23 protein-coding genes are annotated in these 25,060 nt (G+C 60.1%); 6 read left to right on the top strand and 17 right to left on the bottom strand.

The window, feature by feature from the left end; genetic code table 11:
- Positions 1–2 precede the first annotated feature (2 nt).
- Together glmS and EGJ27_RS04540 are read left to right on the top strand one after the other, a co-directional pair.
- Positions 3–1,838 (top strand): glutamine--fructose-6-phosphate transaminase (isomerizing), encoded by a 1,836-nt coding sequence (glmS, locus tag EGJ27_RS04545; protein ID WP_125829542.1) that lies wholly within the window; start codon positions 3–5, stop codon positions 1,836–1,838.
- A 99-nt stretch (positions 1,839–1,937) separates the two neighbouring features.
- Positions 1,938–2,906 carry a hypothetical protein gene (locus EGJ27_RS04540; RefSeq protein ID WP_125829541.1) on the top strand — a complete coding sequence of 323 codons (969 nt, stop codon included), beginning with the start codon at positions 1,938–1,940 and terminating at the stop codon, positions 2,904–2,906.
- Here the strand turns inward: EGJ27_RS04540 and EGJ27_RS04535 are convergent, their stop codons facing one another.
- From EGJ27_RS04535 to EGJ27_RS04525, 3 genes are all read right to left on the bottom strand, one after another.
- Positions 2,907–3,890, bottom strand: coding sequence for a class I SAM-dependent methyltransferase (locus tag EGJ27_RS04535; protein ID WP_125829540.1), 984 nt, complete (start codon positions 3,888–3,890; stop codon positions 2,907–2,909).
- The gene (locus EGJ27_RS04530; RefSeq protein ID WP_125829539.1) at positions 3,887–5,329 is read right to left on the bottom strand and encodes an iron-containing redox enzyme family protein; all 1,443 of its coding nucleotides are present in this window, start codon (positions 5,327–5,329) and stop codon (positions 3,887–3,889) included. The genes EGJ27_RS04535 and EGJ27_RS04530 overlap by 4 nt, the downstream gene beginning before the upstream one ends.
- 147 nt (positions 5,330–5,476) lie before the next feature.
- The gene (locus tag EGJ27_RS04525; protein ID WP_125829538.1) at positions 5,477–5,977 is read right to left on the bottom strand and encodes a CinA family protein; all 501 of its coding nucleotides are present in this window, start codon (positions 5,975–5,977) and stop codon (positions 5,477–5,479) included.
- A 219-nt stretch (positions 5,978–6,196) separates the two neighbouring features.
- Here EGJ27_RS04525 and EGJ27_RS04520 point away from each other — a divergent pair, with 219 nt between their 5' ends.
- On the top strand, positions 6,197–6,709 hold the full coding sequence (locus EGJ27_RS04520; protein ID WP_125829537.1) for a DUF4142 domain-containing protein: 513 nt from the start codon (positions 6,197–6,199) through the stop codon (positions 6,707–6,709).
- Positions 6,710–6,763: 54 nt separating this feature from the next.
- On the opposite strand, the gene EGJ27_RS25275 is transcribed toward EGJ27_RS04520, so the two are convergent.
- The 3 genes from EGJ27_RS25275 to EGJ27_RS04505 all read right to left on the bottom strand — a co-directional run bounded on the left by EGJ27_RS25275 (position 6,764) and on the right by EGJ27_RS04505 (position 8,608).
- Positions 6,764–7,069: a DUF1652 domain-containing protein gene (locus EGJ27_RS25275; RefSeq protein WP_371920839.1), complete on the bottom strand. Its 306-nt coding sequence runs from the start codon at positions 7,067–7,069 to the stop codon at positions 6,764–6,766.
- Between the two features lie 413 nt (positions 7,070–7,482).
- Positions 7,483–7,680, bottom strand: a complete 198-nt coding sequence (locus EGJ27_RS04510) for a hypothetical protein (protein WP_125829535.1) — start codon at positions 7,678–7,680, stop codon at positions 7,483–7,485.
- A 37-nt stretch (positions 7,681–7,717) separates the two neighbouring features.
- Positions 7,718–8,608 carry a manganese catalase family protein gene (locus EGJ27_RS04505; RefSeq protein ID WP_125829534.1) on the bottom strand — a complete coding sequence of 297 codons (891 nt, stop codon included), beginning with the start codon at positions 8,606–8,608 and terminating at the stop codon, positions 7,718–7,720.
- A gap of 434 nt (positions 8,609–9,042) precedes the next feature.
- Between EGJ27_RS04505 and EGJ27_RS04500 the strand changes: the two genes are divergently transcribed.
- Positions 9,043–9,267: a DUF6555 family protein gene (locus EGJ27_RS04500; protein WP_125829533.1), complete on the top strand. Its 225-nt coding sequence runs from the start codon at positions 9,043–9,045 to the stop codon at positions 9,265–9,267.
- A gap of 128 nt (positions 9,268–9,395) precedes the next feature.
- Here EGJ27_RS04500 and EGJ27_RS04495 read toward each other — a convergent pair whose 3' ends face one another.
- The 4 genes from EGJ27_RS04495 to EGJ27_RS04480 form a co-directional block, all read right to left on the bottom strand.
- Positions 9,396–11,279, bottom strand: a complete 1,884-nt coding sequence (locus EGJ27_RS04495) for an acyltransferase family protein (RefSeq protein WP_125829532.1) — start codon at positions 11,277–11,279, stop codon at positions 9,396–9,398.
- A gap of 74 nt (positions 11,280–11,353) precedes the next feature.
- The gene (locus EGJ27_RS04490; RefSeq protein ID WP_125829531.1) at positions 11,354–12,652 is read right to left on the bottom strand and encodes a hypothetical protein; all 1,299 of its coding nucleotides are present in this window, start codon (positions 12,650–12,652) and stop codon (positions 11,354–11,356) included.
- A gap of 10 nt (positions 12,653–12,662) precedes the next feature.
- Positions 12,663–13,970, bottom strand: a complete 1,308-nt coding sequence (locus EGJ27_RS04485; protein WP_125829530.1) for a hypothetical protein — start codon at positions 13,968–13,970, stop codon at positions 12,663–12,665.
- A gap of 242 nt (positions 13,971–14,212) precedes the next feature.
- Positions 14,213–15,802, bottom strand: a complete 1,590-nt coding sequence (locus tag EGJ27_RS04480) for a glucan biosynthesis protein D (protein ID WP_256672659.1) — start codon at positions 15,800–15,802, stop codon at positions 14,213–14,215.
- On the opposite strand from EGJ27_RS04480, the gene EGJ27_RS25020 reads away from it, so the two are divergent.
- Positions 15,686–15,985: a hypothetical protein gene (locus tag EGJ27_RS25020; protein ID WP_256672704.1), complete on the top strand. Its 300-nt coding sequence runs from the start codon at positions 15,686–15,688 to the stop codon at positions 15,983–15,985. The genes EGJ27_RS04480 and EGJ27_RS25020 overlap by 117 nt on opposite strands.
- Before the next feature lie 222 nt (positions 15,986–16,207).
- Here EGJ27_RS25020 and EGJ27_RS04475 read toward each other — a convergent pair whose 3' ends face one another.
- Genes EGJ27_RS04475 through EGJ27_RS04450 form a run of 6 tightly spaced genes read right to left on the bottom strand, consistent with a single transcriptional unit; the run spans position 16,208 to position 21,969 of the window.
- Positions 16,208–17,137, bottom strand: coding sequence for a phosphatidate cytidylyltransferase (locus EGJ27_RS04475; RefSeq protein WP_125829528.1), 930 nt, complete (start codon positions 17,135–17,137; stop codon positions 16,208–16,210).
- Positions 17,137–17,757 carry a 1-acyl-sn-glycerol-3-phosphate acyltransferase gene (locus EGJ27_RS04470; RefSeq protein ID WP_125829527.1) on the bottom strand — a complete coding sequence of 207 codons (621 nt, stop codon included), beginning with the start codon at positions 17,755–17,757 and terminating at the stop codon, positions 17,137–17,139. The genes EGJ27_RS04475 and EGJ27_RS04470 overlap by 1 nt, the downstream gene beginning before the upstream one ends.
- An 8-nt stretch (positions 17,758–17,765) precedes the next feature.
- Entirely contained in the window at positions 17,766–18,209 is a 444-nt protein-coding gene (locus EGJ27_RS04465) for a hypothetical protein (RefSeq protein ID WP_125829526.1), read from the bottom strand.
- Complete coding sequence (locus tag EGJ27_RS04460; protein ID WP_125829525.1) at positions 18,199–19,566, bottom strand: phosphatase PAP2/dual specificity phosphatase family protein; 1,368 nt, start codon at positions 19,564–19,566, stop codon at positions 18,199–18,201. Before EGJ27_RS04460 ends, EGJ27_RS04465 begins: the two co-directional genes overlap by 11 nt.
- Positions 19,563–21,320 carry a bifunctional alpha/beta hydrolase/class I SAM-dependent methyltransferase gene (locus EGJ27_RS04455; RefSeq protein ID WP_125829524.1) on the bottom strand — a complete coding sequence of 586 codons (1,758 nt, stop codon included), beginning with the start codon at positions 21,318–21,320 and terminating at the stop codon, positions 19,563–19,565. Before EGJ27_RS04455 ends, EGJ27_RS04460 begins: the two co-directional genes overlap by 4 nt.
- Positions 21,321–21,354: 34 nt before the next feature.
- Entirely contained in the window at positions 21,355–21,969 is a 615-nt protein-coding gene (locus tag EGJ27_RS04450) for a CDP-alcohol phosphatidyltransferase family protein (protein ID WP_125829523.1), read from the bottom strand.
- Positions 21,970–22,374: 405 nt separating this feature from the next.
- Here EGJ27_RS04450 and cfaB point away from each other — a divergent pair, with 405 nt between their 5' ends.
- Positions 22,375–23,559: a C17 cyclopropane fatty acid synthase CfaB gene (gene cfaB / locus EGJ27_RS04445; RefSeq protein ID WP_125829522.1), complete on the top strand. Its 1,185-nt coding sequence runs from the start codon at positions 22,375–22,377 to the stop codon at positions 23,557–23,559.
- Between the two features lie 15 nt (positions 23,560–23,574).
- On the opposite strand, the gene cls is transcribed toward cfaB, so the two are convergent.
- Positions 23,575–25,014 (bottom strand): cardiolipin synthase, encoded by a 1,440-nt coding sequence (cls, locus tag EGJ27_RS04440; RefSeq protein WP_125829521.1) that lies wholly within the window; start codon positions 25,012–25,014, stop codon positions 23,575–23,577.
- Positions 25,015–25,060: the final 46 nt, after the last annotated feature.

Genomic DNA, 25,060 nt, shown 5'->3' with positions numbered 1-25,060 from the left:
CCATGTGTGGAATCGTCGGTGCCGTCGCTGAACGTAATATCACGGCCATCTTGCTTGAAGGCCTCAAGCGCCTTGAATACCGCGGCTATGACAGTGCCGGTGTAGCCGTGTTCAGCAATGACGGCGTACTTGAACGTCGCCGTCGTTCCGGCAAGGTCAGCGAGCTGGAACAGGCGCTGGCGGGCGAGCCGCTGGCCGGACGCCTCGGAATCGCTCACACCCGCTGGGCCACCCATGGCGCGCCGTGCGAGCGCAATGCGCATCCGCATTTTTCGGGAAACCAGCTGGCCGTTGTCCACAACGGCATCATCGAGAATCACGAAGCCTTGCGCGAGCAGCTCAAGGCCCTGGGCTATGTATTTGCGTCGGACACCGATACCGAAGTCATCGTCCACCTGCTTGACCACAAGCTCAAGGACACTGCCGACCTGGCGGTGGCACTCAAGGCAGCGGTCAAGGAACTGCATGGCGCCTACGGCCTGGCGGTGATCAGCGCCAGTCAGCCGGATCGTTTGCTGGCCGCCCGTAGCGGCAGCCCGCTGGTGATCGGTCTGGGCCTTGGGGAGAACTTCCTGGCTTCGGACCAATTGGCGCTGCGCCAGGTCACCGACCGCTTCATGTACCTGGAAGAGGGCGATATCGCCGAGATCCGCCGCGACAGCGTGCAGATCTGGTCGGTGGACGGCTTGCCGGTCGAGCGTGAAGCGGTGCAGTACCACGAAGGCGCCGAAGCCGCCGACAAGGGTGAATATCGCCACTTCATGCTCAAAGAGATCCACGAGCAACCCAAGGTGGTACAGCGCACCCTGGAAGGTCGCCTTGGGCAGCAGCAAGTGCTGGTTCATGCATTTGGTCCGCAAGCGGCCGAGCTGTTCGCCAGGGTGCGCAACGTGCAGATCGTGGCGTGCGGCACCAGCTATCACGCCGGCATGGTTGCCCGTTACTGGCTTGAAGGGCTGGCCGGTATTCCTTGCCAGGTCGAAGTGGCCAGCGAATTCCGCTACCGCAAAGTGGTGGTTCAGCCGGACACCCTGTTCGTATCCATCTCTCAGTCGGGTGAGACTGCCGATACCCTCGCTGCGTTGCGTAACGCCAAGGAACTGGGCTTTCTGGCCAGCCTGGCGATTTGTAACGTGGGCATCAGCTCTCTGGTACGCGAGTCCGACCTGACCCTGCTGACCCAGGCAGGTCCAGAGATCGGCGTGGCGTCCACCAAGGCGTTCACCACGCAACTGGTAGCGTTGCTGTTGCTCACGCTGTCGCTGGGGCAGGTCAAGGGTACGCTGGGCGAAGGTGTGGAAGCCGAACTGGTGGAAGAGCTGCGTCGTCTTCCGACTCGCCTGGGCGAGGCGCTGGCGATGGATGGCACCGTCGAAAAGGTCGCCGAGCTGTTCGCCGAAAAGCACCACACCCTGTTCCTGGGTCGCGGCGCGCAGTTCCCGGTGGCGATGGAAGGCGCGCTCAAGCTCAAAGAGATTTCCTACATCCATGCTGAAGCCTACCCGGCGGGCGAACTCAAGCATGGCCCGCTGGCCTTGGTCGACGCCGACATGCCGGTGGTTACCGTTGCGCCGAATAACGAACTGCTGGAAAAGCTCAAGTCCAACCTGCAGGAAGTCCGTGCCCGCGGCGGCGAGTTGGTGGTGTTTGCCGATGAGCAGGCCCAGATGAAGAACGGTGAGGGCATCCACGTCATCGCCATGCCGCACATCATTGATGCGCTGGCGCCTATCCTTTACACCATCCCGTTGCAGCTGCTTTCGTACTACGTCGCCGTATTGAAGGGGACCGATGTCGATCAGCCACGCAACCTGGCCAAGTCGGTCACTGTGGAATAGTTATCCACAGCCTGAGTGGAAGGTCGCAGGCATTGTCTGCGATACTTCCGCTCTTTCAACGCCTGGCGATCAGGCGCAGTCGGTTTCAGGGTGTACAGGTTGCGAACGTTCTTTCTCGGCTGGACGGCTCAGTATGAGCGGCGTTTCATCGGCTATCTGGCACGTCACTACAATGTCAGCAGGCTGGAAGTGCCCAAGCTGTTCAAGCGTATCCATCGCCTTGCCACAGGCTTTCGCAAGTCCGATGACGTGCAAGGCAGGCGAGTGGCATGGCTGGGGCGCCTGTACTGTGCGTCGAAAGGGTTTGATCGCTCGGATATTCTGGTCTGCAACGAGGGGCAGGTAAGGCGCAATGTCTTGCCTACGATTGTCAGCGCCTTTCCTGGATGCAAGATCCTGCTGGTTCGCGATCTGGTGGATGCAGCGTTCGTCGAAGAGATGACGCCGTTATTTGACCGGATCTACAGTTTTGATCAGTCCCAGTGCAAGCGCCTGGGCATGCATCCTCTCAATCAGTTTTTTCCGCTGGGTTTTGCCGAGGCCGAGTTGCTGCTGGCTGAAAGGCCGAAGGCTGTTACCCACAAGCAGTGTTTCTTCCTGGGCCGTGACAAAGGACGGTCTGCATTGCTGGACCGGCTTGCCGGTATCCTGGAGCAGCACGGCTGCACAGCGGACTTCCATATCGTTCGAGACAGTACCTCGACGCCACCGTCGCGCTTTCACACCGATGCGTTACTCGATTACGAAGCCAACCTGAAGTTGTCTCTGGCGGCAGACGTGTTGATCGAGATAAACCAGCCTGGACAGGCCGGTTTCACCTTGCGAACGCTGGAAGCGGCCTACTTCGGCAAGAAGCTGATCACCAACAACGCATCGGTCAAAGATGCGCCGCTCTACCATCCGAACAATATTCTGGTCATCGGCAGCGAAGATTGCTGGGATGTTACAGCCCTCGGCGAATTTCTGGGCGTGCCCTTCGAACCGTTGCCCAAGGAGACGCTCTACGCGTACTCCCCGGATTACATGATCGAGTGCCTGACCCGGGAAAACGCTGTTCCGGCACGCTGATCATACTGAGCGACGGGTAACGATCAGCTCGATCGCAGCGATGCGATCGACTTCTTCATAGCCGGGCTCGGCGAGTTCTTCCCCGAAGACGTCGGGGTCCAGTTCGCGGTAGGTCCAGTCGAATCCCGGCTGCTCGATGTCGTCGCTGATGGCGCTGAAAAACGGATCTTGTTCATCGACCATCGCCACGCCGGTATACAGCACCAGCGAACCACCTGGAGCGAGCCTTGGCAGGGCTTCGCGCAGAATGCGCACCGAAAGATCCGCGCCCAGCGCATCGCCGCCGTGACGATACGCCCTGCGCCGGGAGTCTTTCATGTATGGCGGATTGGCGACAATCAGATCGAACTGCCCGTCGACACCGCTGAGAATGTCGCTGTGACGGCACTCCAGATTATCCAGTCGCGCCACCACGCCGTTGATCTGGGCAAAGTGCAGGGCTTTGGGATTGATGTCCACCGCGTACACCTGCGCTTCAGGCCGGGCGCGGGCGATCAGCATCGCACCTGCGCCACTGCCGCACCCTACGTCCACGGCCCGCAGGATAGGGTGCGGTGTGTGTTGCAGGTGCAGATTGATCGAATGGGCAAAACGATAAGTGTCCGGGCCGAAGAACACCGAGTCTTCGTCGGTAGTCGGGAAGGCCGAGTGAAGCAGTAGCAGGCCGTCGAGGCTGGACCAGCGAACCCGGCTTTTCAGCCCTTGCGCATGGTGCTCCAGGACGCCCGCCTGCAGCAGCTCTTCGACTTCCGGCGCCGTCAGCAGAGTGCGAGGCATGACTCGGCTCCAGCCGAACACGTCACGCAAGGAGCGAGCGGTCTGGTTGGCGGGCCGTGCGTTGACTCGTTGATGGGTGACTGGCGTGGGCGTGATGAAATGATAGCCGCCGTTGCTCAGGCGCCAGCCCAGCGCAACCGTGGCGACGGGGTCCGGTAGCGGGTCCGGCGGCAGGGCCTCGGTGGGCAACGGCTGAGTGGCAATCATGAAGTAGCTCCTGTCATACGTTCTGACATCGCGGCAACGAACAGGCGGGTAGCGTGCAGCCCAGCCAGTGAAGCGTGACGGGCGGGCGACATGTTCTGAATCAGCATCTGCATTTTTTCACCGCAAGCCACCGAGGCGAGTTTGTCCTCCAACTCCTGGACGTCCGGATCGTACTGCTCGCCCGCGCCCATCGCTTGCTGGTTGGTACCCGACGTTGTACGGAATCTGGAGCGAAAGGCTTCCGGCAGACGTTTGCCGGACGGCGCTGCGGCACTGCCGTCGGCGATCCAGTCACCGGCAATCCAATCGTGTACCAACTGCTTTTCGTAACCACTGAACACGCCGAACATCGGTGCGCCTGCGCCTTCGATCAGCTGCCAGAAGCGACTTTCGGCCGGGTCCTGATGACGTTTGATCCAGCCTCGATTTTCCAGCACGGCCAGGAATTCGGCGATCTGATCCGGTTTGGCCAGCCACTCGTTGACGGTCTTTCCATCCAGGCGGCAATAGTCCGAATGCATGTGCTGGCCGAAGGTGCGCTTGCGTTCGAGCATCGAGATGATTTCCTGATCCAGATCGAATGCCTGGATAACGGCAGAAGAGCCGATGCCCAGTTCATTGAGCGCGTAACCGCGGGCGATACGTTTGTAGAAATCATCACGCTCGTCGCCCACTGGCATCAGCGCCAGCACGCTTTGCGCTGCCTTGCGTGCATGTCCGGTGCTGGCGTTGTCGATGGTGACGTGCAGGGTGAAGTAGTACGGGTCGATGCCCAGCTCGTTCAGCTCGAACGAAGTGATCAGCAGGTGCAGCGGCAGTTGCTCATAGCCCAGGTTGTAGCCGATCACCTCAGGCAGGTACTGATCGGCCGAATGGCCGAGCGCCAGCTGGATGGCGCCTTGCAGGTACAGTTCGTCCGCGAGGGGAGCGGCGCCGTCACAGTCGAGATCCGCCAGCAGTTTGCGATACAGCGAAACGTGGTTCAGTGCCTGTTCGCCGTCACCCAGTTCTTCGAGGTACGTGCGGATCAGGCCGTGGAAGCGATAGTCGCTCCAGTGCGGCAGCAGTCCATAGAGCCAGGCGCCGTCCACCAGCTTGGTAGGTGCGACCTGTTGAATGAAATACATCGCATGGGATTTGTTGCGAAAGAACCGGCGAGGCTGGCCGGCACGGCGCTGATCCAGATAGAGCGCGTACTGTTGCGCAACCTGCCCGACGTTGTGTTCCATCCACTGTTCCAGATCGTCGGGCGTGGAAGGCAGATCGCACGGCTCGTGATCCGCAAGGCTCAGGCAATGATTGAGAAATGCATGGGTCGCGGACTTGTCTTGCGTCGCCGTTTCGCTCATCCACGCCTGGTAAAGGGTTCTTGCACTGGCTTCTTCAACCATGGCCGGGTTGGCGACAACTCGGCTAGCCATCATCTGAAGAGACGTCATAGAAATCATTCCTTGGCAGTTTGAAAATCGCGCAAGAAATGATCACGCGATGCCCATCTGTTGTTCTTGTTCAACTGAGTACCAAAGCTGTCGGAAAATTCAGCAAAACTGTTCCAGGACCGATAGGCGGCGCTTGGCCAGTGTGTGTCATTTCGTTTCGTCGTTGAGCAGGCGACGGTGGAAGTGCGGGATCTGCTTGAGCGCATGCAATGCGGCCTGCAGTTGCACATCTTCTCTGCTGCCAGAGAAGCGGTGCTGTTCGGTGAACGCTCTGTGCTGCCCGTCATGTACGAAGCCCCAGGCGAAGCAAACGGTGCCGGCAGGAATGCCGTCCACGTCGTCAGGCCCGCACAGGCCGGTGGTTGCGACGGCCACATTGGCGGGGCTGTCCCGCAAGGCGCCCAGCACCATTTCGCGAGCCACTTCACAGCTGGTCAGGTTGAATTGCTCGATGGTGCGCGGGCTGACACCGAGCAGGCGTTGTTTGGCTTCCGGCGAATAGACAACGTACCCACACTCGATGAGCGAGCCGCTGCCAGGGATCTGCGCCAGCAGGGTAATGATTTCCCCTGCCGTGCATGACTCGGCGGTCGCCAGCAGCAGTTGCTCGTCACGCAGGTAATCAACCACATCCTCGATGATCTTCATAATCGCGCCTTGTTTCGCGCCGCGCGTTGGGGCGGCGTCCGGTTATCCGATGGACCGGGATTGTTTCCCGAGCGTTCCACGAATCCGGCCGACGGCCCTGAACGACATCTCGTCAAAAACGAAAGCAAAAAAGATGAACGCCGATTTATGTCGCCAGTCACAGGATTATGTCGTCGCTAGCCGACGGCCTATCCAGCCCAAGAAAAAGGAATGATCAAGATGGCCAATTTATTTCGTATGAGCGCTCTTGCTGTTGTGCTTTCGCTAGGCTGCCAGGCGGCGATGGCGGATTCGGAAGACTTCGTGGAAGACGCATCCGCCAAGGGCGTTGCCGAAATCGAAGCGGGCAAGCTGGCGCAGGAAAAAGGCACCTCGGCAGACGTCAAGACGTTTGCCCAGCAGATGATCACCGACCACACCGCTGCCAACAAAGAACTGCTGGCAATCGCCCAGAAAAAGAACCTGGAAGTCTCGGATGAAGCCATGCTGCTGGACAAGGCCAAGGCAATGATTCTGGAGCTGCGCGGTGCCAAGTCGTTCGATCAGGCGTATGCGAACAACCAGGTCATGGCTCATGAGCAGACCATCAAACTGTTCGAAGAAGAAGCGGCCAAGGGTGAAGATGCAGAGTTGAAAGCCTTTGCCACCGCCACGCTGCCCAAGCTCAAGGCGCATCTGGAACACGCCCGGGCGTTGGCCAAGGCCCATGGTGGAAGCGCAGCCAAGAACTAAAGTGTAAGGGCGTCACGAGGTGGTCCGCTTTGCGCGGATCACCTCTGGTCTCCATCAAGCGCTACGCTGCCGGCGCCTGTGCGGACCCTCCAGCCTGGTGAAGGCCACCTCCGAGCGCAGCTCGCAGATCAGACGCGCAACTGCTCGACTTGTCTGCACGTCACTCAGCGCAATCCCCGTTACGAATAACTCGACCTTTCCGGTATCGGCCTCATAGATTTCGACAGTGAGCGCTTCATTGCTCGTCAGCTCGCACCGACAGGACAGTGGAGCGAAGCCTGACTCAATGATGTGACGAATCTCTGTGTTCGATAGCAAAGACCGATTCCTGAAAGTATTAGGTACCCCTGACGCATGCATGAGCATGGGTCTTCGGTAGCGAGAGATAGCATTCAGCCACAAGTGATGGAAAGTCCACAAGGATGGCTTAATAGTGGCGCACAACTTCAGCGGGTTTACAAATAGGCCGGTGTGCATATAGGAGGGCACGGGCTAATTCGAACGAGGTATGTTTTTATATCAAGCCATTCATTTGAATGGCTTGTGCCGACCGGTAGTAAGCGTATAAGGCTCATCCCGATGGCAGCGAGATTACATGCGGCGCAGCCAACTTCTTAAGGCGTGTGTGGGTTATAAGTCCTTGCTTGATAAAACAATGGCCCAACTGCTTACACAGAGGGCCAGAGCAGTGCGCATGAACGCCAACTTGTTTCCCTGACGGGTCGTTGCTGTTCAGCGCGTTGTAATACAGACAGGTCGAACCTGTCCGACGATCAACGCCGGAGCAAGTTGTTTTCGAGTACGGTGCCTACACCGAAAACATTGACCGCCATCGCAACCTGGAAGCCTCGACGAGCGTTCAATGCCTCGATTTCAAAAGCACGCAAACCTGTTGCGAACGCTTTGCCCGGCAACCCCTCATCGAGAGTGCCATGAGGCAGACCTGTTGTTTTGGTAGGTATGTTTTTCATGGCCATTCTCCTGGGGATTGATGGGTTCAGCCGAGTATCACAGCTTGGTCTTATCGCCGCCTTGGACCAGGCCGGAGCCCAGATCAGCGCCAGTCACCGGGTTGGCGGTTGGGTCGGACATGGTCCGCAGCTTCATCGCTTCCAGCACTTCGGCGTCGTCGGCGCTGAGCGTGACCGAAGCCGATCCATCGCCTCCGTCGACCGCCGGTTGCGGATTCTCGATGTATTCCCACTCGCCGCCCTGGTTCCATGGGCCGCGGACGTTCGGCTCACCCGACATGCTGAAGTACTTGTTGGTGAACTCAGGCATGCCTGGCAGTTTGCCCTGCGGGAAGTTCGGCTGAATCGAGTGCAGCGCCTTTTCAAACGACAGCTGGTGCGCGATTTCGCGGGTCATGAGAAAGCCCAGTGCTTCCTTGACGCCTGGGTCAGTGGTGATATTCATCAAGCGCTCATAGACGATCTTGGCGCGGGCTTCGGCTGCGATGTTGGAACGGAAGTCGGCGGTAGGTTCGCCAATGGTGTCGATGTAGGCGGCTGTCCAGGGCACTCCGGCCGAGTTGACCAGTGGCGCACCGGCACCGTAGAGCAGGCTGGTGATATGCGAGTCGTTGCCGTCGCCATTGATCGCGCGGTACAGCTCGCCTTCTTCCTGGACGCCTTCGGCCAGTTGGCCTTTGGCACCCTTGTTGAGCATGACGATGATGGAGCCTACGATTTCCAGGTGGCTCAGTTCTTCGGTCGCGATGTCCATGAGCAGGTCCTTGCGGCCTGGATCATCTTCGCTGAGGCCTTGGGTGAAATAGCGGCCAGCCGCCGCGAGTTCGCCTTGGGCGCCGCCGAATTGTTCGAGCAAAAGGTTGGCCAGGCCAGGATTCGGCTCGGCTACACGGACGGTGTATTGCAGACGCTTGTTATGAATGAACATTATGCGTTTCCTCAGGCTTGTTACTTCGGAAGCGTTTTACCCATATGAATTGAGCTTACTTCAACGCAGTCAGAGCTTATGAGGCGAGTCGGCAAAGGTAGGTTGCGAAAATAAACGCGATGACAGGACCAACGGTAGGAAAGCCAAGGTTCCATAGAATTTTCTTTTTAGAGGTTCAGAAGCGGTCATTAGCAAGTAACGCAGCGCAGGACTTTGCCTGTAGCGAAGAAACAGCAGGTTAGTCTGGTGAACACTTACAGGCGCAAGCGCAGTCCATCATTAAAAGAGACTATGATCAGTGAGTGGCACTGTTGGTTAATAGAGCGGCCTGAATTACATGGCTATTTGATATCGTTTTATAAAGCTAAAAAATTCTCGGAATCTTCTCGAATGGATACGATCTGTTTTGCGTGTACATAAAGGAGGAGCAGGTCATGCCTGATGAGAAACACTATCGGATTGACTATTTGCTGCATGGTAATTACAAGACTTTCTACATCCGGGCAGGCTCCATGGACAATCAGGAGGCCTGGCACTGGGCTACGGTTGATGCAGGGTTTGGAGCGATACCCAAGTATCGCTCGGACAAGGTGCCAAAGCTCAGCAAGCCTCAGGCTGAAAAGCTTGGGTTGTCGAACGTGGAGTGGACCGCGGCTTGATGGTCTGACACGAAAGCGCCGCCTCGTTGCGGCGCTTTTCGCATCTGCACGCCGAGCAGACGCATACGCTGCACCCCGCCCAAGAGCCGGCAAGGCACTTCCCCACAGTGTTTGGCACTCTGCGTTCTTTAGTTCACCAGTTGCGGCAGTACGTAATTCCTGACGATGTACAGCGAGCCTTCGGCGCTCAGGTGTCCGGAGTCGATCTGCAACAGAGAATGGGTGTCCTCCAGCCGGGCCAGACAGGCGCCTTTCACGCACAGCTTGTCGATGAGCGAGACGAACTGCATGTCAGCCGGGTCGATCAACCGGCGGGTCGCCTGATCTACCGCGAGCGTGTTGCGATCCAGGGCCGGGTCGCTGATGTGCGAGTCGGTCACCTCCCAATGGCGATTGACGATGACACTGGGCAGCGAGGGATTCCATTGTGGCAAAGGCCCGATCAGCACGATGTGTTTGACGCCGTAGCTTTTGAGCCGGGTAGCGATGTCGTTCCAGCGTGTCTTGTCGTGGCCGTCCTTTTGCGCAATCACCACGATGTCCGGGCGCAGCGCCTCGATGCTCTTCAGCGCGGTCCGGTTGGAATAATTGCAGGCTTCGCGGATGGACGTCATTCGGCCTTGCTCGGGGGTCAGGCTGGGCCGGCAACTGGCCGATGCCACCTGATAGAACGGGGTACCCTGCGCCAGCAGCGTGCGCAGGCCCAGAGACAGCGCCTGAGCATGCGAGTCTCCCCAGAGAAATACGCCGCCTTCGCCTTTTCTGGCGATACACGAGGCATCTATGCCGGACTGGCCGCGCTGATTGATGGCGGAAAACGCATCGCATTTGAGCCAATAGGGCTCATACAGATTTTGCTGGCGATCGACGTAATCCTGAATGAAGCGTGCCTTGTCCGACACACTCACCGTGCGCACCGGTGTCACCACGCCGCCGCTGGCAGTGACTGCCGCGCCGCCTACGAATACCAGCGCAATCAGTGTGCCGAGCGTGGCGAAGGCCCAACCGCGTTCTTTCCGGACGCTGCCGGTGGGCTTTTCGATCATCCAGTAGGAGGCGACGGCCAGAACCAATGCGACCGTCATCCCGAGCAGGACATTGCCGGTCACGCCCAGCCAGCCCGCATAGTTCATCAGCACGACCACCGGCCAGTGCCACAAGTAGAGCGAGTAGGACAACGTGCCGATCCATTGTGAGATCGGGTTGTTGGTCAGTACCGAATCCTGACGTGCCGCGACAATCACGGCGAAAGTCCCCAACACCGGCAACAGCACCAGGTAGCCGGGCCAGACTTCTTCCACGTTCAGCAATACGAAGCCGGCCAGGATCAGCCCAAGCCCGGTCAGCTCCAGCAGTCGTTGCGCTCCCGGCCGCAATTGGCAGGGAAACAGGCAGGCGACGCCGCCAAGCAGCAGTTCCCAGGCGCGGGTCGGCAAGAGGTAGAACGACGGCTCCGGCCATTGGTACGACGCCCATACGCAAAACGCGAAACCTGCCACGCATCCGCTCAGAATCCACCAGCGCAGCGCGGCGATGGACATGAAGCGGACCAGTATCAACAGCGTGAGCGGAAACAGCAGGTAGAACTGCCATTCAACCGACAGCGACCAAGTGTGCAGCAGCCATTTCTCGTGGGCGTTGGCAGTGAAATAGCCTGCTTCTCCCCAGTAGACGAAGTTGGAGACGAAAGCCAGGCTGCTGGCCACATGCGTGCCCAAGGCGCTGTAATCCATCGGCAGCATGTAGAACCAGCCTGCGACCAGCAACGTCAGGCACAGCACCGCCAGCGCCGGAATGATGCGTCGCGCGCGGGATCTGTAGAACGCGGCGAGGCTGAACGTGCCTGCCTTGAGGCCGCGCATGATGATGCCGGTGATCAGGAAACCGGAGATCACGAAAAACACGTCCACACCGGCGAACCCGCCAGACAGCCAGACCGGATTGAAGTGATAGATCAATACACCGACAACAGCTATGGCGCGGAGACCATTGATGTCTTTTCTGAAATCCATGACGGCATGCCCAGTCGATGAGAAGGTGGTAGGAGGGTCGTGGCGGGGGCGCAGGCGAACGAACTCCGCGAGGTTCAGCGCGGGCTCAGTTGAATGATCTTGGGAAAGTTGGTCAGGGTCACCATGGCGGAGCACTGGCCGTTCTGGCAGGTCCACGCCTGGTCGCTGTTGATCTGACCTTGCTCGGCCTTGACCGTATCGATCAAGCGCACCGGGCCGCTCATGGCCGCGCTGCTGCTGACGGTTTCCTCGCGCGGCTTGCCGATTGCCCACGCCACCAGCACCCGCTGCGCACCTTTGTGGAAATACAGCCGGTACAGGTCTTCGGACAACACGCTAGCCTCAGCGTCGTAGGTGAAATCCCGCACCACCGGAGCAATCGCCTGCATCATGGGATAGGCCGGCTTCGGCGAAAGATCTTCGTTGAGGATGCCGAAGTTGTGTTCCTGGTCGTAGCGATTCGGCCCGTCGTTGTACAGGTCGTACCACCACATGCCTTTGAAATTGGGGATCGTGCGCGCGAGGAAGAAGATCCGGGCCATGTACAGCGCCTGAGTGACCTCACTCTTGCCGCACGGTCCCTGATGGCTGGGCCAGGCCATTTCCGTCAGGTACAAGGGTACGTCGCGGCCTGCTTTGCTGCGGATTTGCTGCTCGTACTCCCGCATCCACCGCACCCAGGCTTCCGGCGTGTTGCCGTCGTTGGCTGAGCAGTGGGCATAAGGGTGAATCGACAGGCCGTCGACCAGATCCAGCGCGCCACTCTCGATCAAGTGGTCGGCGAAGCCGAAGCGGATGCCGTCCGGCGTCACCGCGCCCGCCAGAATCTTCGCCGGCTTGCCGGTGCTGTTGCGGGTGTTCTTGCGAATCACCGGCACGGTTTCCTGCACCAGCTTCACATAGTCCAGGCTCAACTGGCGGTCGGCGGGCGCCTCAAGATCCCACTCGTTCCAGATTTCGTAGTAGTCCACCCGGTTGCCCAGCTGGCGGCTCACATAGTCGGTGTACTTGAGCCAGGCCTGCATGATCTGCGGATCGCGCGGCTTCTTGTTGTCATGAAAATACGTGCTGTAGCCCAGGATCGCCAGGCGGCTCATGTTCAGCCCGCTGGCGGTCTCCAGGTAGCTGCGCCAGCGCGGTGTGATGCGCAGACGATTGGGCGTTGGTTCTGCGGTAGACCAGAAAACGTCATCCTTGACCGCGTTGAAGCCTGCGTCGGCCGCGAGGGTCAGTGGCTTTTTCGCCGGCCGGTCATAGTTCATCAGGTGGGTCGAGATGCCGAGGATAAAGGGCGTGTCTTCGGCCATCGCCGATCCGCAGCCGAGGCTGACGGCCAGCGCCAGGCCGGAGAAACGCCGCAAGAAAGAGGTCATGGCGCGGCCCTCAGTATGGAGCGGACAGGGTGTTCAACTTCAGCTCGCGTTGCCTGGGCTGCGGCACATCTTCAACGCGAGCGGCCGCCAACACGTAGCCTGCCGCCAGACCGATAAACAGGTTGGCGACCGCCACTTCGAACATGTCGGTGGTCCAGCCGATCAGGCACCAGCAGAAACCGGTCGCCAGCAGCATGCGGCCGATCCGGGACGAGTCGTTGATCAGCTTGAACAGCATCGGAATCTGCAACAGGTACAGCAGCACGCCGACCACGCCCAGCATGGCCCACAGGTAGACCGCGCTGCTGTCGGCACCGAGCAGGATGTCGCTGCCGGGCACCGGGAAAATCGCCATGGTGCTGCCGACCATGCCAAAGCCGGCGCCCGTCAGACCCCAGCCCTGCAGGTTCATGAAGTCCACCAGCCGTGGCCAGGTGTTGTTGAGCCGGTCGTACAACGAAGCCAGTGAACTGCCGCCTTCACTGACCGTTCGCATATCGAAGTGGTGCATCAGGCCCAGGGTCGGCAACAGCAGCCCGAACGCAACCACCACCACGCACAGGATCCGGCAGGTCCAGGTCATGCGCTGGATGAACAGCAGGCCCATGGTCAAAGCAAACGCAGCAGCCGGTGCCTTGCTGGTGGTCAGAACGATCGCATACATCGCCACGGCGCTCAGCGCGAGCCTGGCGACACCGGAACGTATGAACATCAGCAGGTAAATGGTGTAGAGGGCGAGCATGATCGACAGCACATTGGAGACTCGGGCAAAACCGGCGGCGCGGTCCTGCTCGTCGGCGCTCCAGGCCGTGTTGGCCGACAGTTGCGTGTCGCCCACCAGGTAGCTGTAGCCTTTCCAGGGCACCGCACCAAACTTGTCCAGCGCCAGCCCGACCAGCGAAGCCGCCATACAGAACGCCACGCCCCAGCACAGTAGCTTCTTGCGATGCAGCAAGTGCTGGCTGCAGACGATGCCGAACAGCAGCGGGCTGAGCGCGAACAGGCTGAATGCCAGGTTGGAAAGGCTGGCGCGGTGCAGCATGGCAAGCATGCCGGAGAGCAGCCAGATCATCATGAAAATCCAGAACAGCCGCCCGGCCTTGTAGGTGCGCAGTTCCATGACGAACAGCAGCACGCAGCCGACTTTTGGCAGGTACAACAGCGGGCCTATACCGGCCTTGTCGAAGTAAAAGCGCAGCGCGCCGGAAAAGGTCTCGACCAGCAGCAGGCCGATGGCGACCCATACGGCTGCGGAGGACTTGTCGAAAGACATGATCGACGATTGCTCGTCGCCACTGTTCGCGGGACTCGACTCCATGATGTCTGCCTTCTGAATAACGTCAGGGTTTTTCAACGGACAAAGCTACCGCCCACCGACTGCAAGGGATCAGTCGATTCGGGGAAGAGCCAGGAAAGGGAAGAGGTCTGGAGCGAATGCTCGCAACGGCGTGACAGGGGATATATCAGCCGGTGTTGGCGAACCTGTCAATTATTTCGACGGAAATTGTTGCTCACGGCGATCGTTCCCGCGCAGCGCGCAGGAACGAAGGTCAGCCAATGTTACGGATATTTGCGTTTGTCCGGTGCCGGCGGGAAGTACTGGTACATCCAGGTTTCGCTCAGGGTGCGGTCGCGGGAACGAATGAACATACGCATCTCGACCGGCTCGACAGAGTCGTTGGTCGGGATCCAGTCGAACGTCACGCGGTAGCCCTTGATGTCCGGCAGCGCCAGGATGTTGAAGTCCTGCACCTTGCCATGGGAAACGTTCACCACCGGCTCGATGCCGACGCCTTCGGGCAGACGGTCCAGACCGCCGCCGTGGAAGTCCACCGCGAAACGGCGCGCCCAGGTTTTCGGGTAGTGCTCGCCCGGCGCCCAGCCTTCGAGGAAGCCGCCCATGCCCGACCGGGTGGCGTGAATCTGGGCCAATGGTGTGCTGACCGGAGGCAGCGGACTCCAATACAGTTTGTAGCCGTAATTGAGCGAGTCGCCGGCCTTGACCGGCTTCTTGGGAGTCCAGAACACCACGATGTTATCCATCGTTTCGCCGGTGGTCGGCAATTCCAGCAGGCTGACCTCGCCATCGCCCCAGGCGGTGGTCGGCTCGACCCACAGGCTCGGACGGCGGCTGTACCACACGACCGTATCCTGATAGCTGGAGAATTCATGGTCGCTCTGCACCAGGCCGAAACCTTTCGGGTCTTTGTCGGCGAAGGCGCTGAACTGTGGTTTCAGCGGATTGTTCAGCGGGCGGCAGATCCATTCGCCGTTGCCACGCCACATCGACAGGCGATCGGAGTCATGAATCTGCGGGTGGATGGTGTCGCACATATGACGTTCATGCGTACCGCAGCTGAACATGCTGGTCATCGGCGAAATGCCCAACTGCTGGATGTCGACGCGGGCGTTGACGTGGGCGTCGATCTCCATGACCACCTGGCTGGCCTGACAGTCGATATCGAAACGGTAGGCGCCGGTCGCGCTGGGTGAGTCGAGCAGGGCGTAGACCACGAACCGCGTGGCGTTCTTGTCCGGCGTCTCGAACCAGAATTTGGTGAAGTCCGGAAATTCTTCCTGACGCTTGGCATAGCTGTCGATGGCCAGGCCGCGTGCAGACAGGCCGTACTGTTTGCTGCTGTCGACGGCGCGAAAGTAGCTGGCGCCGAGAAACGACACGATATCGTTGATCGCGATCTCGGGCGCCTTGAACAGTTTGAAACCGGCAAAACCCAGATCGCCATTGACCAGGTTCTTGTCGATGCCGCTTTTCTCGTAGTTGAACAGGTCGTGGCGGAAATGCACTTCACGGGCCTGCTTGTTCTTGGGATCTACGCTGTACATCCGCACCGGGGTCTTGAAGCCCATGCCGACGTGGAAGAAATGCACGTCGAGCTGGCCCTGGACGTCTTTCCACAGCGAATGACCCGGATCGTAGCGAATGGCATTGAACTGCTGCGGCGTCATGTTCGCCAGCACCGGCGGCAATACCTGCTTGGTGCTCACGTAACCGCGTCCGGCCAGTTGCTTGGCATGAGCTTGCAAGGCGGCAAAATCGAAGTGCTCGATTTCACCATCAGCTGCCGCAGCGAGCGCACGCGCAGCGAAAAGCCCCGAGGCCGGCACGCTGCTATAAGCGGCCAACGCCATGGATGCTTTCAGGAGATTCCTGCGATTCATAAAGTGAAGCCTCTGAGTAATGCTGTGCGTCCTGCACAGGAAAATGCGCGCCAACCACTCCTTGCCGAACGCAAACTACCCACAACAGATAACAAAGACGAGATGCGGTTCGAAAAAAGCCCGAAAAAAAACGCCGCTCCTGTTCAGGGATGACGGCGTTTCAAGGCTGAGCGTCCGGTTCAAGCGGCCTTTACGGGCCGGCCGATTTCCCTGCGCGCCGCATGGCACAAGGGTTTCACGCAGGCCATCATTTTACTGGCCATCTAGCCGGGCGATCACAGCGTCCAAAGGCTGAATCAAGCCATGCAATATCTGGCAATCATTTGCCCGCCAGCTTGGTCCGCCGCTGACCACCCAAATGCTCGGTGCGGGGTTTCAGGTCCACCAGTAACGCACCAGATGGAAGAAAATCGGCGCGGCGAAACACACTGAATCCAGCCGGTCCAGCATCCCGCCGTGGCCTTCGATCATATGGCCCCAGTCCTTCACGCCACGGTCGCGTTTGATGGCCGACATGACGATGCCGCCGGCAAAACCCAGCAGGTTGACGAGCAGCGCGATCAGCATCGCCTGCCACGGGTTGAACGGCGTGATCCACCACAATGCACCGCCGATCAGCGACGCCAGGGCGAGGCCGCCGATGAAGCCTTCCACGGTTTTGGATGGCGACAGGTTGGGCGCAATCTTGCGTTTGCCGAACAGTTTTCCGCATACGTACTGCAGCACGTCCGACAATTGCACGACGATCACCAGCCAGGCGATCAGCAACAGGTTGCGGCCTTCATAGCCGGCGATGTCCAAGGTCAACAGCGCCGGCACATAGGACACGCAGAACACAGCGATCATCAGTCCCCATTGCACTTTGGAGGCACGTTCCAGGAAGTGCTTGCTGTCGCCACCCAGCGACGCAAGGATCGGCAGCAGCAGGAATACGTACACGGGAATGAAGATCGAGAACAGCCCGTACCAGTTCATCGCGATCAGCACGTATTGCAGCGGCAGCGCCAGATAGAACGCCGCCACCAAGGCAGGGTAGTCGCTGCGCCGCGTGGGTGTAAGCGTCAGGAACTCCCGCAAGGCGTAGAACGACACCGCGTAGAACAACAGGATTACCGCGTAATGGCCGAGCCAGAAGGCAAAGCCGATCACCAGCACCATCACCCACCAGGCGTTGATCCGTGCATTGAGGTTATCGATGACCGCATTGGGACCGCCGGCCTTGCGCTTGAGTACGTAACCGATCAACGAAGCAAGCAGCAGAATGGCGCCAATGCCCATGAACAGCAGTTGAGTCTGGTTATCCATCACAGCGGCTCCGGTGCCAGGGACAGCAGCGCGTCGCGGCTGCGGGCAAGAAATTGTTCTTTGGTTTCGTCTTCTTCGACGCGCAACGGTGCGCCGAAGCTGGTTGTGCATAACAGTGGCAACGGCAGCAGGCGGCCCTTGGGCATGACGCGATTGAGGTTGGCTATCCACACCGGCACCAGTTCGGCCTGTGGGTAACTTTTTGCCAGATGGTAAAGCCCGCTCTTGAACGGCAGCAGGCCGTCTTCCAGATTGCGCGTGCCTTCGGGAAACAGGATCAGCGAATCGCCTTGTTCAAGCGCTTGCAGCATGGGTTGCAGCGGGTTGCTGTCCGATGTGCCGCGCTTGCGGTCCACCAACACGCCGTTAAACACCCGGTTGATGATGTAGCGGCGTAGCGGGCTGGCCTGCCAGTAATCGGCCCCTGCCACTGGCCGCGCCAGCTTGCGCAGGGCCGGCGGCAACGATGCCCAGAGCAGGACGAAATCGCCGTGGCTGCTGTGGTTGGCGAAATAGATGCGTTGCCTGGGTTCAGGCGTACAGCCCAGCCACAGGCTACGAGCGCCGGTCACGCTGCGCGCACCGGCGGTGATGATCGTGGCGACCAAGGGTTCGAACATGACAATTCCTATAGGGCAGAAGGTAGCCAGGGAAAGATCGATAAGGCGACCAGCAGCGACAGCAACTGGAGCGCGACAAACAAAACCTGCAGGCGCAGCAACCTGAGCGCACCCCGACAACGTACGTCCCAGGGGCGCCCGGACTTGTCCACAGGCAGTAGCCCAAGTGCGGTCAGCGCCTGATCAAGGCCCGCAGTGCGCTCGATATCGGCGGCGGCGAGCGTGAACAGTTCAGCATCGAAGGCCACACGGAAGCCGTAATACTTTTCCGCTATGCCACAGATCGCGATCCAGGTCATGAGTGCGGCCAGCCAGAAGCTGGCGGAATCTATCCACAGTTGAGCCATGCCGCCGGCAAGCGCCAGCAAGGTCAGGCCTGTGGATAAAAGATCGAGGGCTTTTCCTCGCCGCAGCAGGCTGGCGACGATGGCGAGGTGCAGGTCAGCGGGCATGAGCCGAGTCCGCATTAAGGTCCAGGTTATTCACAGGGCAAGGCGGGTTGCCGTAGGTCTGCGCCAGAATCTCTAGATGCTCGGCCCGTAATACGACGCCTGGCCTCGCTGCTTGAATGATCGATACCGCGTTATCCACGGAGGCCGCGCGTCCGGATTCCAGCAGCCATGCGGCTACGGCCATCGCGCTGCGGGAATAGCCTAATGCGCAGCACACCAGAAGCGGGCCTTGCTGGCGCAGGTGTTCGATGGCTTCGGCTGCGTGGCGGCACTGCGCTTGAGACAGTGCAACCAGATCGAGCGCCGGTACGCATCGGTAACCTCGTTGGCCTGGCTGCACAGGCAACTCGCCGCACAGGTCTACCACGGCTGCGAAGGGTTGAAGCTGGCGCTGATCAGGGTTACGGCCAAGCCAGATACCCCCGACCACCAACACTGGGTCCGGCTGGCGTCTTGTCCACAGGCGAGAATTTATCCACGCACCCAGCAGATACGGAGCGAGCAGCCAGCGCGAGGCTGGGGATAACTGTCCGTCAGCGCCTTTCTGAAAGCCCGTGGCATCGAACAGCAAGTAGTTCAGCGCGACCATGGCCAGCGCCAGTGCCGGCCAGATCAGCCACAGCGAGCCGCCCTTCAGCGCGAAGGCGGGCGCCGCCAGCGCCAGTGCGCCAAGGCCGTAGTAGGCCGCCAGTTTCAAGCGCTGCCGGTGGCGGGTCAGGCGGGCGGTCAGCAAGGGGCTGCGGCCGTGATCAGGCCACATCCAGACGCAGAACCAGCCGGCGAGCGCGCCTGTGGGTAAGTCAATGAAGTGGTGTTGATAGGTGGTCAGCACCGACAGCCCGATCAACGTGAACCAGCCATGCAGCAGCCAGCGCCAGGCGGGATGAAAGTGCCGGGCATAGCGTGCGAAGCAGACCCAGAGGATGACCAATAGGGCGATGTGCAGCGAGGGCGCCTGGTTGAACGGCTTATCGAAGCCTGCCAGTACCGCGAACAACCAGCCGAACAGGCCGTCCATATCGGGACGCTCGAAAGTGAACCGCAGCGGCCAGAGTAGAAAACAGCTGACCGCCAGCAGCTGCGCACTGAACAGGCGCAGTGCATGGGTATCCAGCTCGCGCCGTGTCAGGCAGGCCAGCAGTGAGAAGCCGTAGAGCAGATCGATGGACCAGTAGGGAACGATGGTCCAGGCCCAGAACGGAATGGCGCTTTCCCAGGCGAACGACAAACTGCCGACGTCGCTGCGCTGCGCCGTGTACCAGGTTGCGAAACCGTAACTGGCGAAGAAGAACGGCGCCAACAGCAGCAACCAGAGCACCGCCCGCTTCCATAAGCCAGGCTCACGTTGGGCGCTCACTGGATGCGCTGCGCCAGAGACACGGTAAAGATTCCCCACTCGTCCACGCGCTGGGTGAGCTTGCGGAACCCCGCGGCTTCCACTAGCTGGTCCATTTCGATCAGGCTGCGGCGCCGCATGACCCACGCCTGACCTTCACGGTGGCTGGTCAAGGCGCGGGCAATCAGTTCCAGTTGCGGATGCCACGGCTGGCCGGTGTAGATCAGGTAACCGCCGGGTTCGACGGCCGACGCCAGCCCGGCCAGCGAGTCGGCGACCCGCTGGTTGTCGGCAAACAGTTCATACAGCCCGGAGACAACCGCCAGGGTCGGCTTCGGCTCCAGCGCCGCCAGGTCGTTACGATCGAACGCATCGCCTTTGACGAAGCGGGCGACGCCCTGCAAACCTTTTTGCTGGATCAATGCACTGCCGTCGCGCACGTTGATGTCGCTGTAATCGCGCAGCAGGATGGATTCAGGTAGCGGTTCGACGCCGTGCATGGCTTCAAGGATGTAACGGCCATGGCCGGCGGCGATGTCGACGATCCGCACTGGCGTGTCCTGCTTGCGCAGCTGCGCCATGGCCAGGCGCAGCAATTCTTCGGCGTGCAGCTTGCGCTGACGTATCCCGCGCCAGCCGATGGATTGCAGATAGTTCTGATCGATCATCCGCCCCAGGGCGCCTTTGCCCATGGCGGTGTTGCGGTAGACGTAATCCAGGGTGCTGCCCGAATCGAAGCCGGTGTCCAAGCCCAGCTTCAGGCCGACCGACAGTCGACTGCCCAGACGCAGGCTGGCGCGGGTCATGCGCCAGTACAGGTCGCGCAGCGAGTTGCGTGGCAGTGGAGCCGCCAAGGCTTCGGCCTCGGCGCAGGTCGCTCCAAGCCGGTCGGCGTCCAGCAACGCTAGTGGCTGGGGTGCGCTCGCGAAGTTCTGCAACACGAAACGCCGTATCCGGCTGACGGCCAGATGCCGGTCTCGCTCGCCAAGGGTGTCATGGAAGAAGCCCGGCAGGATGTGCTTTTCCTTGCGCGGGCTGCTCAGCCGCTCAAAGAAGCGTTCCTGCGGCCGGCGGTGGACCACAAAGTCTGCACCGGAAATCAACAGCTGGGTCGGGATCTGAATCGCCTGGGCATCGGCGACCACGCGCTCGGCGGCGTCATACAGCCCCAGCAACACATTGACCGAAATGGCCTTGGTGATCAGTGGGTCACTGTCGTAGGACGCCACACGTGCCGGGTCATGGCTCAGAAAGCGCGCCTTGACGTAGCTGTTGACGAAGAAGTTGCCTTTGAACCTGCGCAACAGCGCCAGCCCGGTGCGGGCAAAGGGCACGTACAGCTTGACCTTGAAAGCGGGCGAGGCGAGCACCAGGGCGCGGATCTTCGGCGCGTAGTCGTGCGCCCAGGTCGCCGCGATCACGGCGCCGACGCTTTGCGCGACCACGGCCATGTTCTGCTCGGGAATATCGTAGGTCGCGCTGATGTGATCGACGAAGGTCTGCACGTCACGCACGCTGGTGGCGAAGCTTGGACTGTCACCTCGGGCGCCGGGAGACTGGCCGTGACCGCGCGCGTCCCAGGCGTAGAAATCGAATCCGGGCAGGTCCAGTTCGTCGACCAGATGGGCGATGCGGCCAGAGTGCTCATGTCCTCGGTGGAACAGGACGACCGCCTGACGTGGAACACCGGGCGCGAGTCCGGCGGCAGGCCAGTGGCGGTAGAACAGCTCTGCTCCATCATGGGTGGTGAAGCGCCGCTCGTTCACATCACGCATTGCAATTTCCTTATGCAAAGTTCAGGTCGGTTCGTTACTCAGGTGCGGGCGCTTCGGCCAGCCCGCGCCGGATTCGATTGATCACGGTGTACACCAGCAATGCACTGACCACCGCCAGCACAGTATTTATCCACAAGGGCGCAAACCAGCCGACTGCCACACCTGCGCCCAGCACGCCGAATACCAGCGCGCGGTCGCTCTTGCCCATCGGTCCGTCGTAGCGCCGGGAGGCACCGACCATCGGGCCGAGCACGCCAGCGTATTCGGTGATGATCGCCAGCAATGTCGCCAGCACCACCAGCCAGGGGCTGACACCTGGAAGCGAAGCAAAGGGCAGGAACAGTGCGCTGTCGGCGATGACGTCGGTCAGTTCGTTCAGGTAGGCACCGAGCCGAGACTGCTGGCCGAATTCCCTGGCCAGCATGCCGTCGATTGCGTTGAGCGCCATGCGCAGGATCATCCACGCCGGGATCAGGGCAAACACCCAGACATGGGGCAACGAAAGCGCGACGATGGCGCCGATCAGGATAGAAACGGCACAGGCGGCGAGGGTGACCTGATTGGCCGTGGTGCCGCGGTCATAGAGACGTTTTACAAGCGGGCGCAGCAGGTTCTGGAAGCGCGGCTTCAGCTGGTAGATCGAGATCAACGGAGGTACATCCTTGTCTGTGGATAACTGCCTGACACCGGGCGTTGGATAAGCGGGAAGCAGCGTTGTGCTAGTGAAACATAATGCCGTACTTACCACGCACTCCCATTTGTGCGATAGCTCTCACCGCCGACAAATTGAGCGGTTTTTGAGCTCTGCCGCTATGAGATGCGCACTTAAAACAATTTTCACGGACGAACGTCGAAGAACTCTGTTACAAATTGAGGGTCTCTCAACTCAGGGTGATCCAATACAGGCTGCACGTCTGGCTTGAATCAGTGGGCTTTGTGCCGTTCCCGTCGTCGATTTCCAGTCTTTGCCAGCACGCCATTCGGCCTGACGGTTCCTGATAGGATCCGTTTTGGACTACCCTTTTTTCCAGCTTCTGGATTAGGGGTTACTCACATGATCGCGCTACTTCCCCCAGCCCTTCGGAATCTACAGCTACCCCTGCGGCTCAAGCTGTGGAACGGCCATGAGATGGATCTTGGCCCCTCGCCCAGTGTCACGATTCTGGTCAAAGACCCGCAACTGGTTTCCGATTTCACTCATCCCAGTCTCGATTTGCTCGGCAGTGCGTTCGTGGAAGGGCGCCTGGAGCTGGAAGGCTCTATCAGCGAAGTCGTCAGGGTTTGCGATGAGCTGACCCATGCGCTGCTCAGTGACGAAGACCCGGTACTGCCTTCACGCACGCAGCACGACAAGCAAACCGACGCCGAGTCGATTTCCTACCACTACGATTTGTCCAACGACTTCTATCAGCTGTGGCTCGATCAAGAGATGGCGTATTCGTGTGCCTACTTCAAGACCGGTCACGAATCCTTGGAGCAGGCGCAGCTGGACAAGTTCGAGCACCTGTGTCGCAAACTGCGTTTGCAGCCTGGAGAGTATTTGCTCGACGTCGGTTGCGGATGGGGCGGACTGGCGCGCTATGCCGCGCGCAAGTTTGGTGTGACGGTGCTGGGCATTACCCTCAGTCGTCAACAGCTGGACCTCGCCAATCAGCGTATTCAGGCACAGGGACTGGACGGGCAGATCGAGCTGCAACTGCTGGACTACCGTGATCTGCCACAGGACGGACGCTTCGACAAGGTGGTCAGCGTCGGGATGTTCGAGCATGTCGGCCATGCCAACCTGCCGCTTTACTCGCAGCGGTTGTTCGGAGCAGTCCGGGAAGGCGGGTTGGTCATGAACCACGGCATCACCGCCAGGCATACGGATGGTCGACCGGTCGGGCGCGGGGCAGGGGAGTTCATCGATCGCTATGTGTTCCCCAATGGCGAGCTGCCGCACCTGACGATGATCAGTGCCGATATCAGCAACGCAGGCCTGGAGATCGTCGATGTGGAAAGCTTGCGCCCGCATTACGCGCGGACGCTGGAGCACTGGAGCAGTCGGCTCGAATCACGCCTCGATCAGGCTGCGGCGCTGGTGCCGGAACACACGTTGCGCATCTGGCGGCTGTATCTGGCCGGTTGCGCCTATGCCTTCGCCCGTGGCTGGATCAACCTGCACCAGATCCTGGCGGTGAAGCCTTACGCCGACGGAAGCACCGGCTTGCCTTTGACCCGGGAAGACCTTTACCGCTGACCGGCTCGTTCGGTGTCAAAGGATAGGAGAAATCAACCGCGCCACGCGCATGCCCAGTTGATGAAGGCGACGCGTCTCGCGGCTTTCCTGAAGGGAAATCTCCCGCGCCAGGCTGAAGTCTTCGAGCAACATGGCTTCCACCTGGCTGGAAAATGCCGGGTCGACGGTGAGCAGCATGAGTTCGAAATTCAACCTGAACGAGCGGTTATCGAGATTGGCACTGCCAATGGCGGTGATTTCGCTGTCCACCAGCACCACCTTCTGATGCATGAAACCCGGCTCGTAGCGGTACACCCGCACACCGGCTCGCACTGCATCGAAAGCGAACAGGCTTGAGGCGGCGTACACCACGTAATGGTCGGGGCGCGACGGCAACAGTATTCTGACATCCACTCCGCGCAATACGGCCAGGCGCAGCGCCGCCGATACTGCTTCGTCGGGAATGAAATAGGGACTGGTTATCCACACTCGCTCTTCGGCGGCATGGATGGCCTCGACGAAGAACAGCGAGCAGGTTTCCTGGGCGTCGGCAGGACCGCTGGCGAGCAATTGGCAGAGCACGCCGTGTTCCGGGAATACATCGGGCAGGCTCAGCGGCGGCAGCTGCCGGGTTGCCCAGAACCAGTCTTCGGCGAAGGACTCCTGCAAACAGGCCACCACCGGCCCGATCACCTCGACGTGGGTGTCTCGCCAAGGCGCCAGAGGCGGTTTCAGTCCCATGTATTCGTCGCCTACGTTGTGCCCGCCGAGGTAACCCTTCAAGCCATCGACGACAACGATCTTGCGATGATTGCGAAAATTGATCTGGAAACGATTCAACCAGCCGCTGCGTGTGGCGAATGCCTTGATCTGCACACCGCCGGCGCGCAGCTTGTCGCTATAGGACTTGGGCAGGGCATGGCTGCCGATGCGGTCGTACAGCACGAACACCGCGACGCCTTCTGCGGCCTTTTCCAGCAACAGCTGCTGCAGGCGGCGGCCGAGCGCGTCGTCGTGAATGATGAAAAACTGGATCAACACCGTTTGTGTGGCCTGACCAATCGCCTCGAAGATCGCCGTGAAGCTGGCGTCGCCGTTGATGAGCAGTCGGACTTCGTTGTTGGCCAGCGCCGGTGTGTGGCCCAGCTTGGGCATGGCACGCAACGATGCGTAGGCATCCGAACGGCGCGCGGCGACGGCGCGCTCGACCCATGGTCGCCAGTTCAGGCTGCCGATAGCGTTGCGCATTTCGGCGTTGGCATCGCGCCGTGCACGAATGTACGCATCGAATGAGCTGCGGCCGAATACCAGATAAGGGATCAAGGTCACGTAGGGAATGAACAGCAGCGGCATCGCCCAGGCGATGGCGCCCTGCGCGGTACGGACGGTCAGCAGCGCATGAATGGCGGCTCCGGTTCCCAGCAGATGAATGAAGCCCAGCACATAGCCAAAGAAATAAGGGCTGTGATAATCCATACCGGTGCTACTCCTGTCGTTGTGCCTAACAGACCACAGCGGGCTG

This window comes from Pseudomonas sp. v388, assembly GCF_003935425.1.
Classification (GTDB): domain Bacteria; phylum Pseudomonadota; class Gammaproteobacteria; order Pseudomonadales; family Pseudomonadaceae; genus Aquipseudomonas.
Note: the sequence above shows the minus strand (reverse complement) of the source record. Positions and strands in the feature narration are given on the sequence as shown.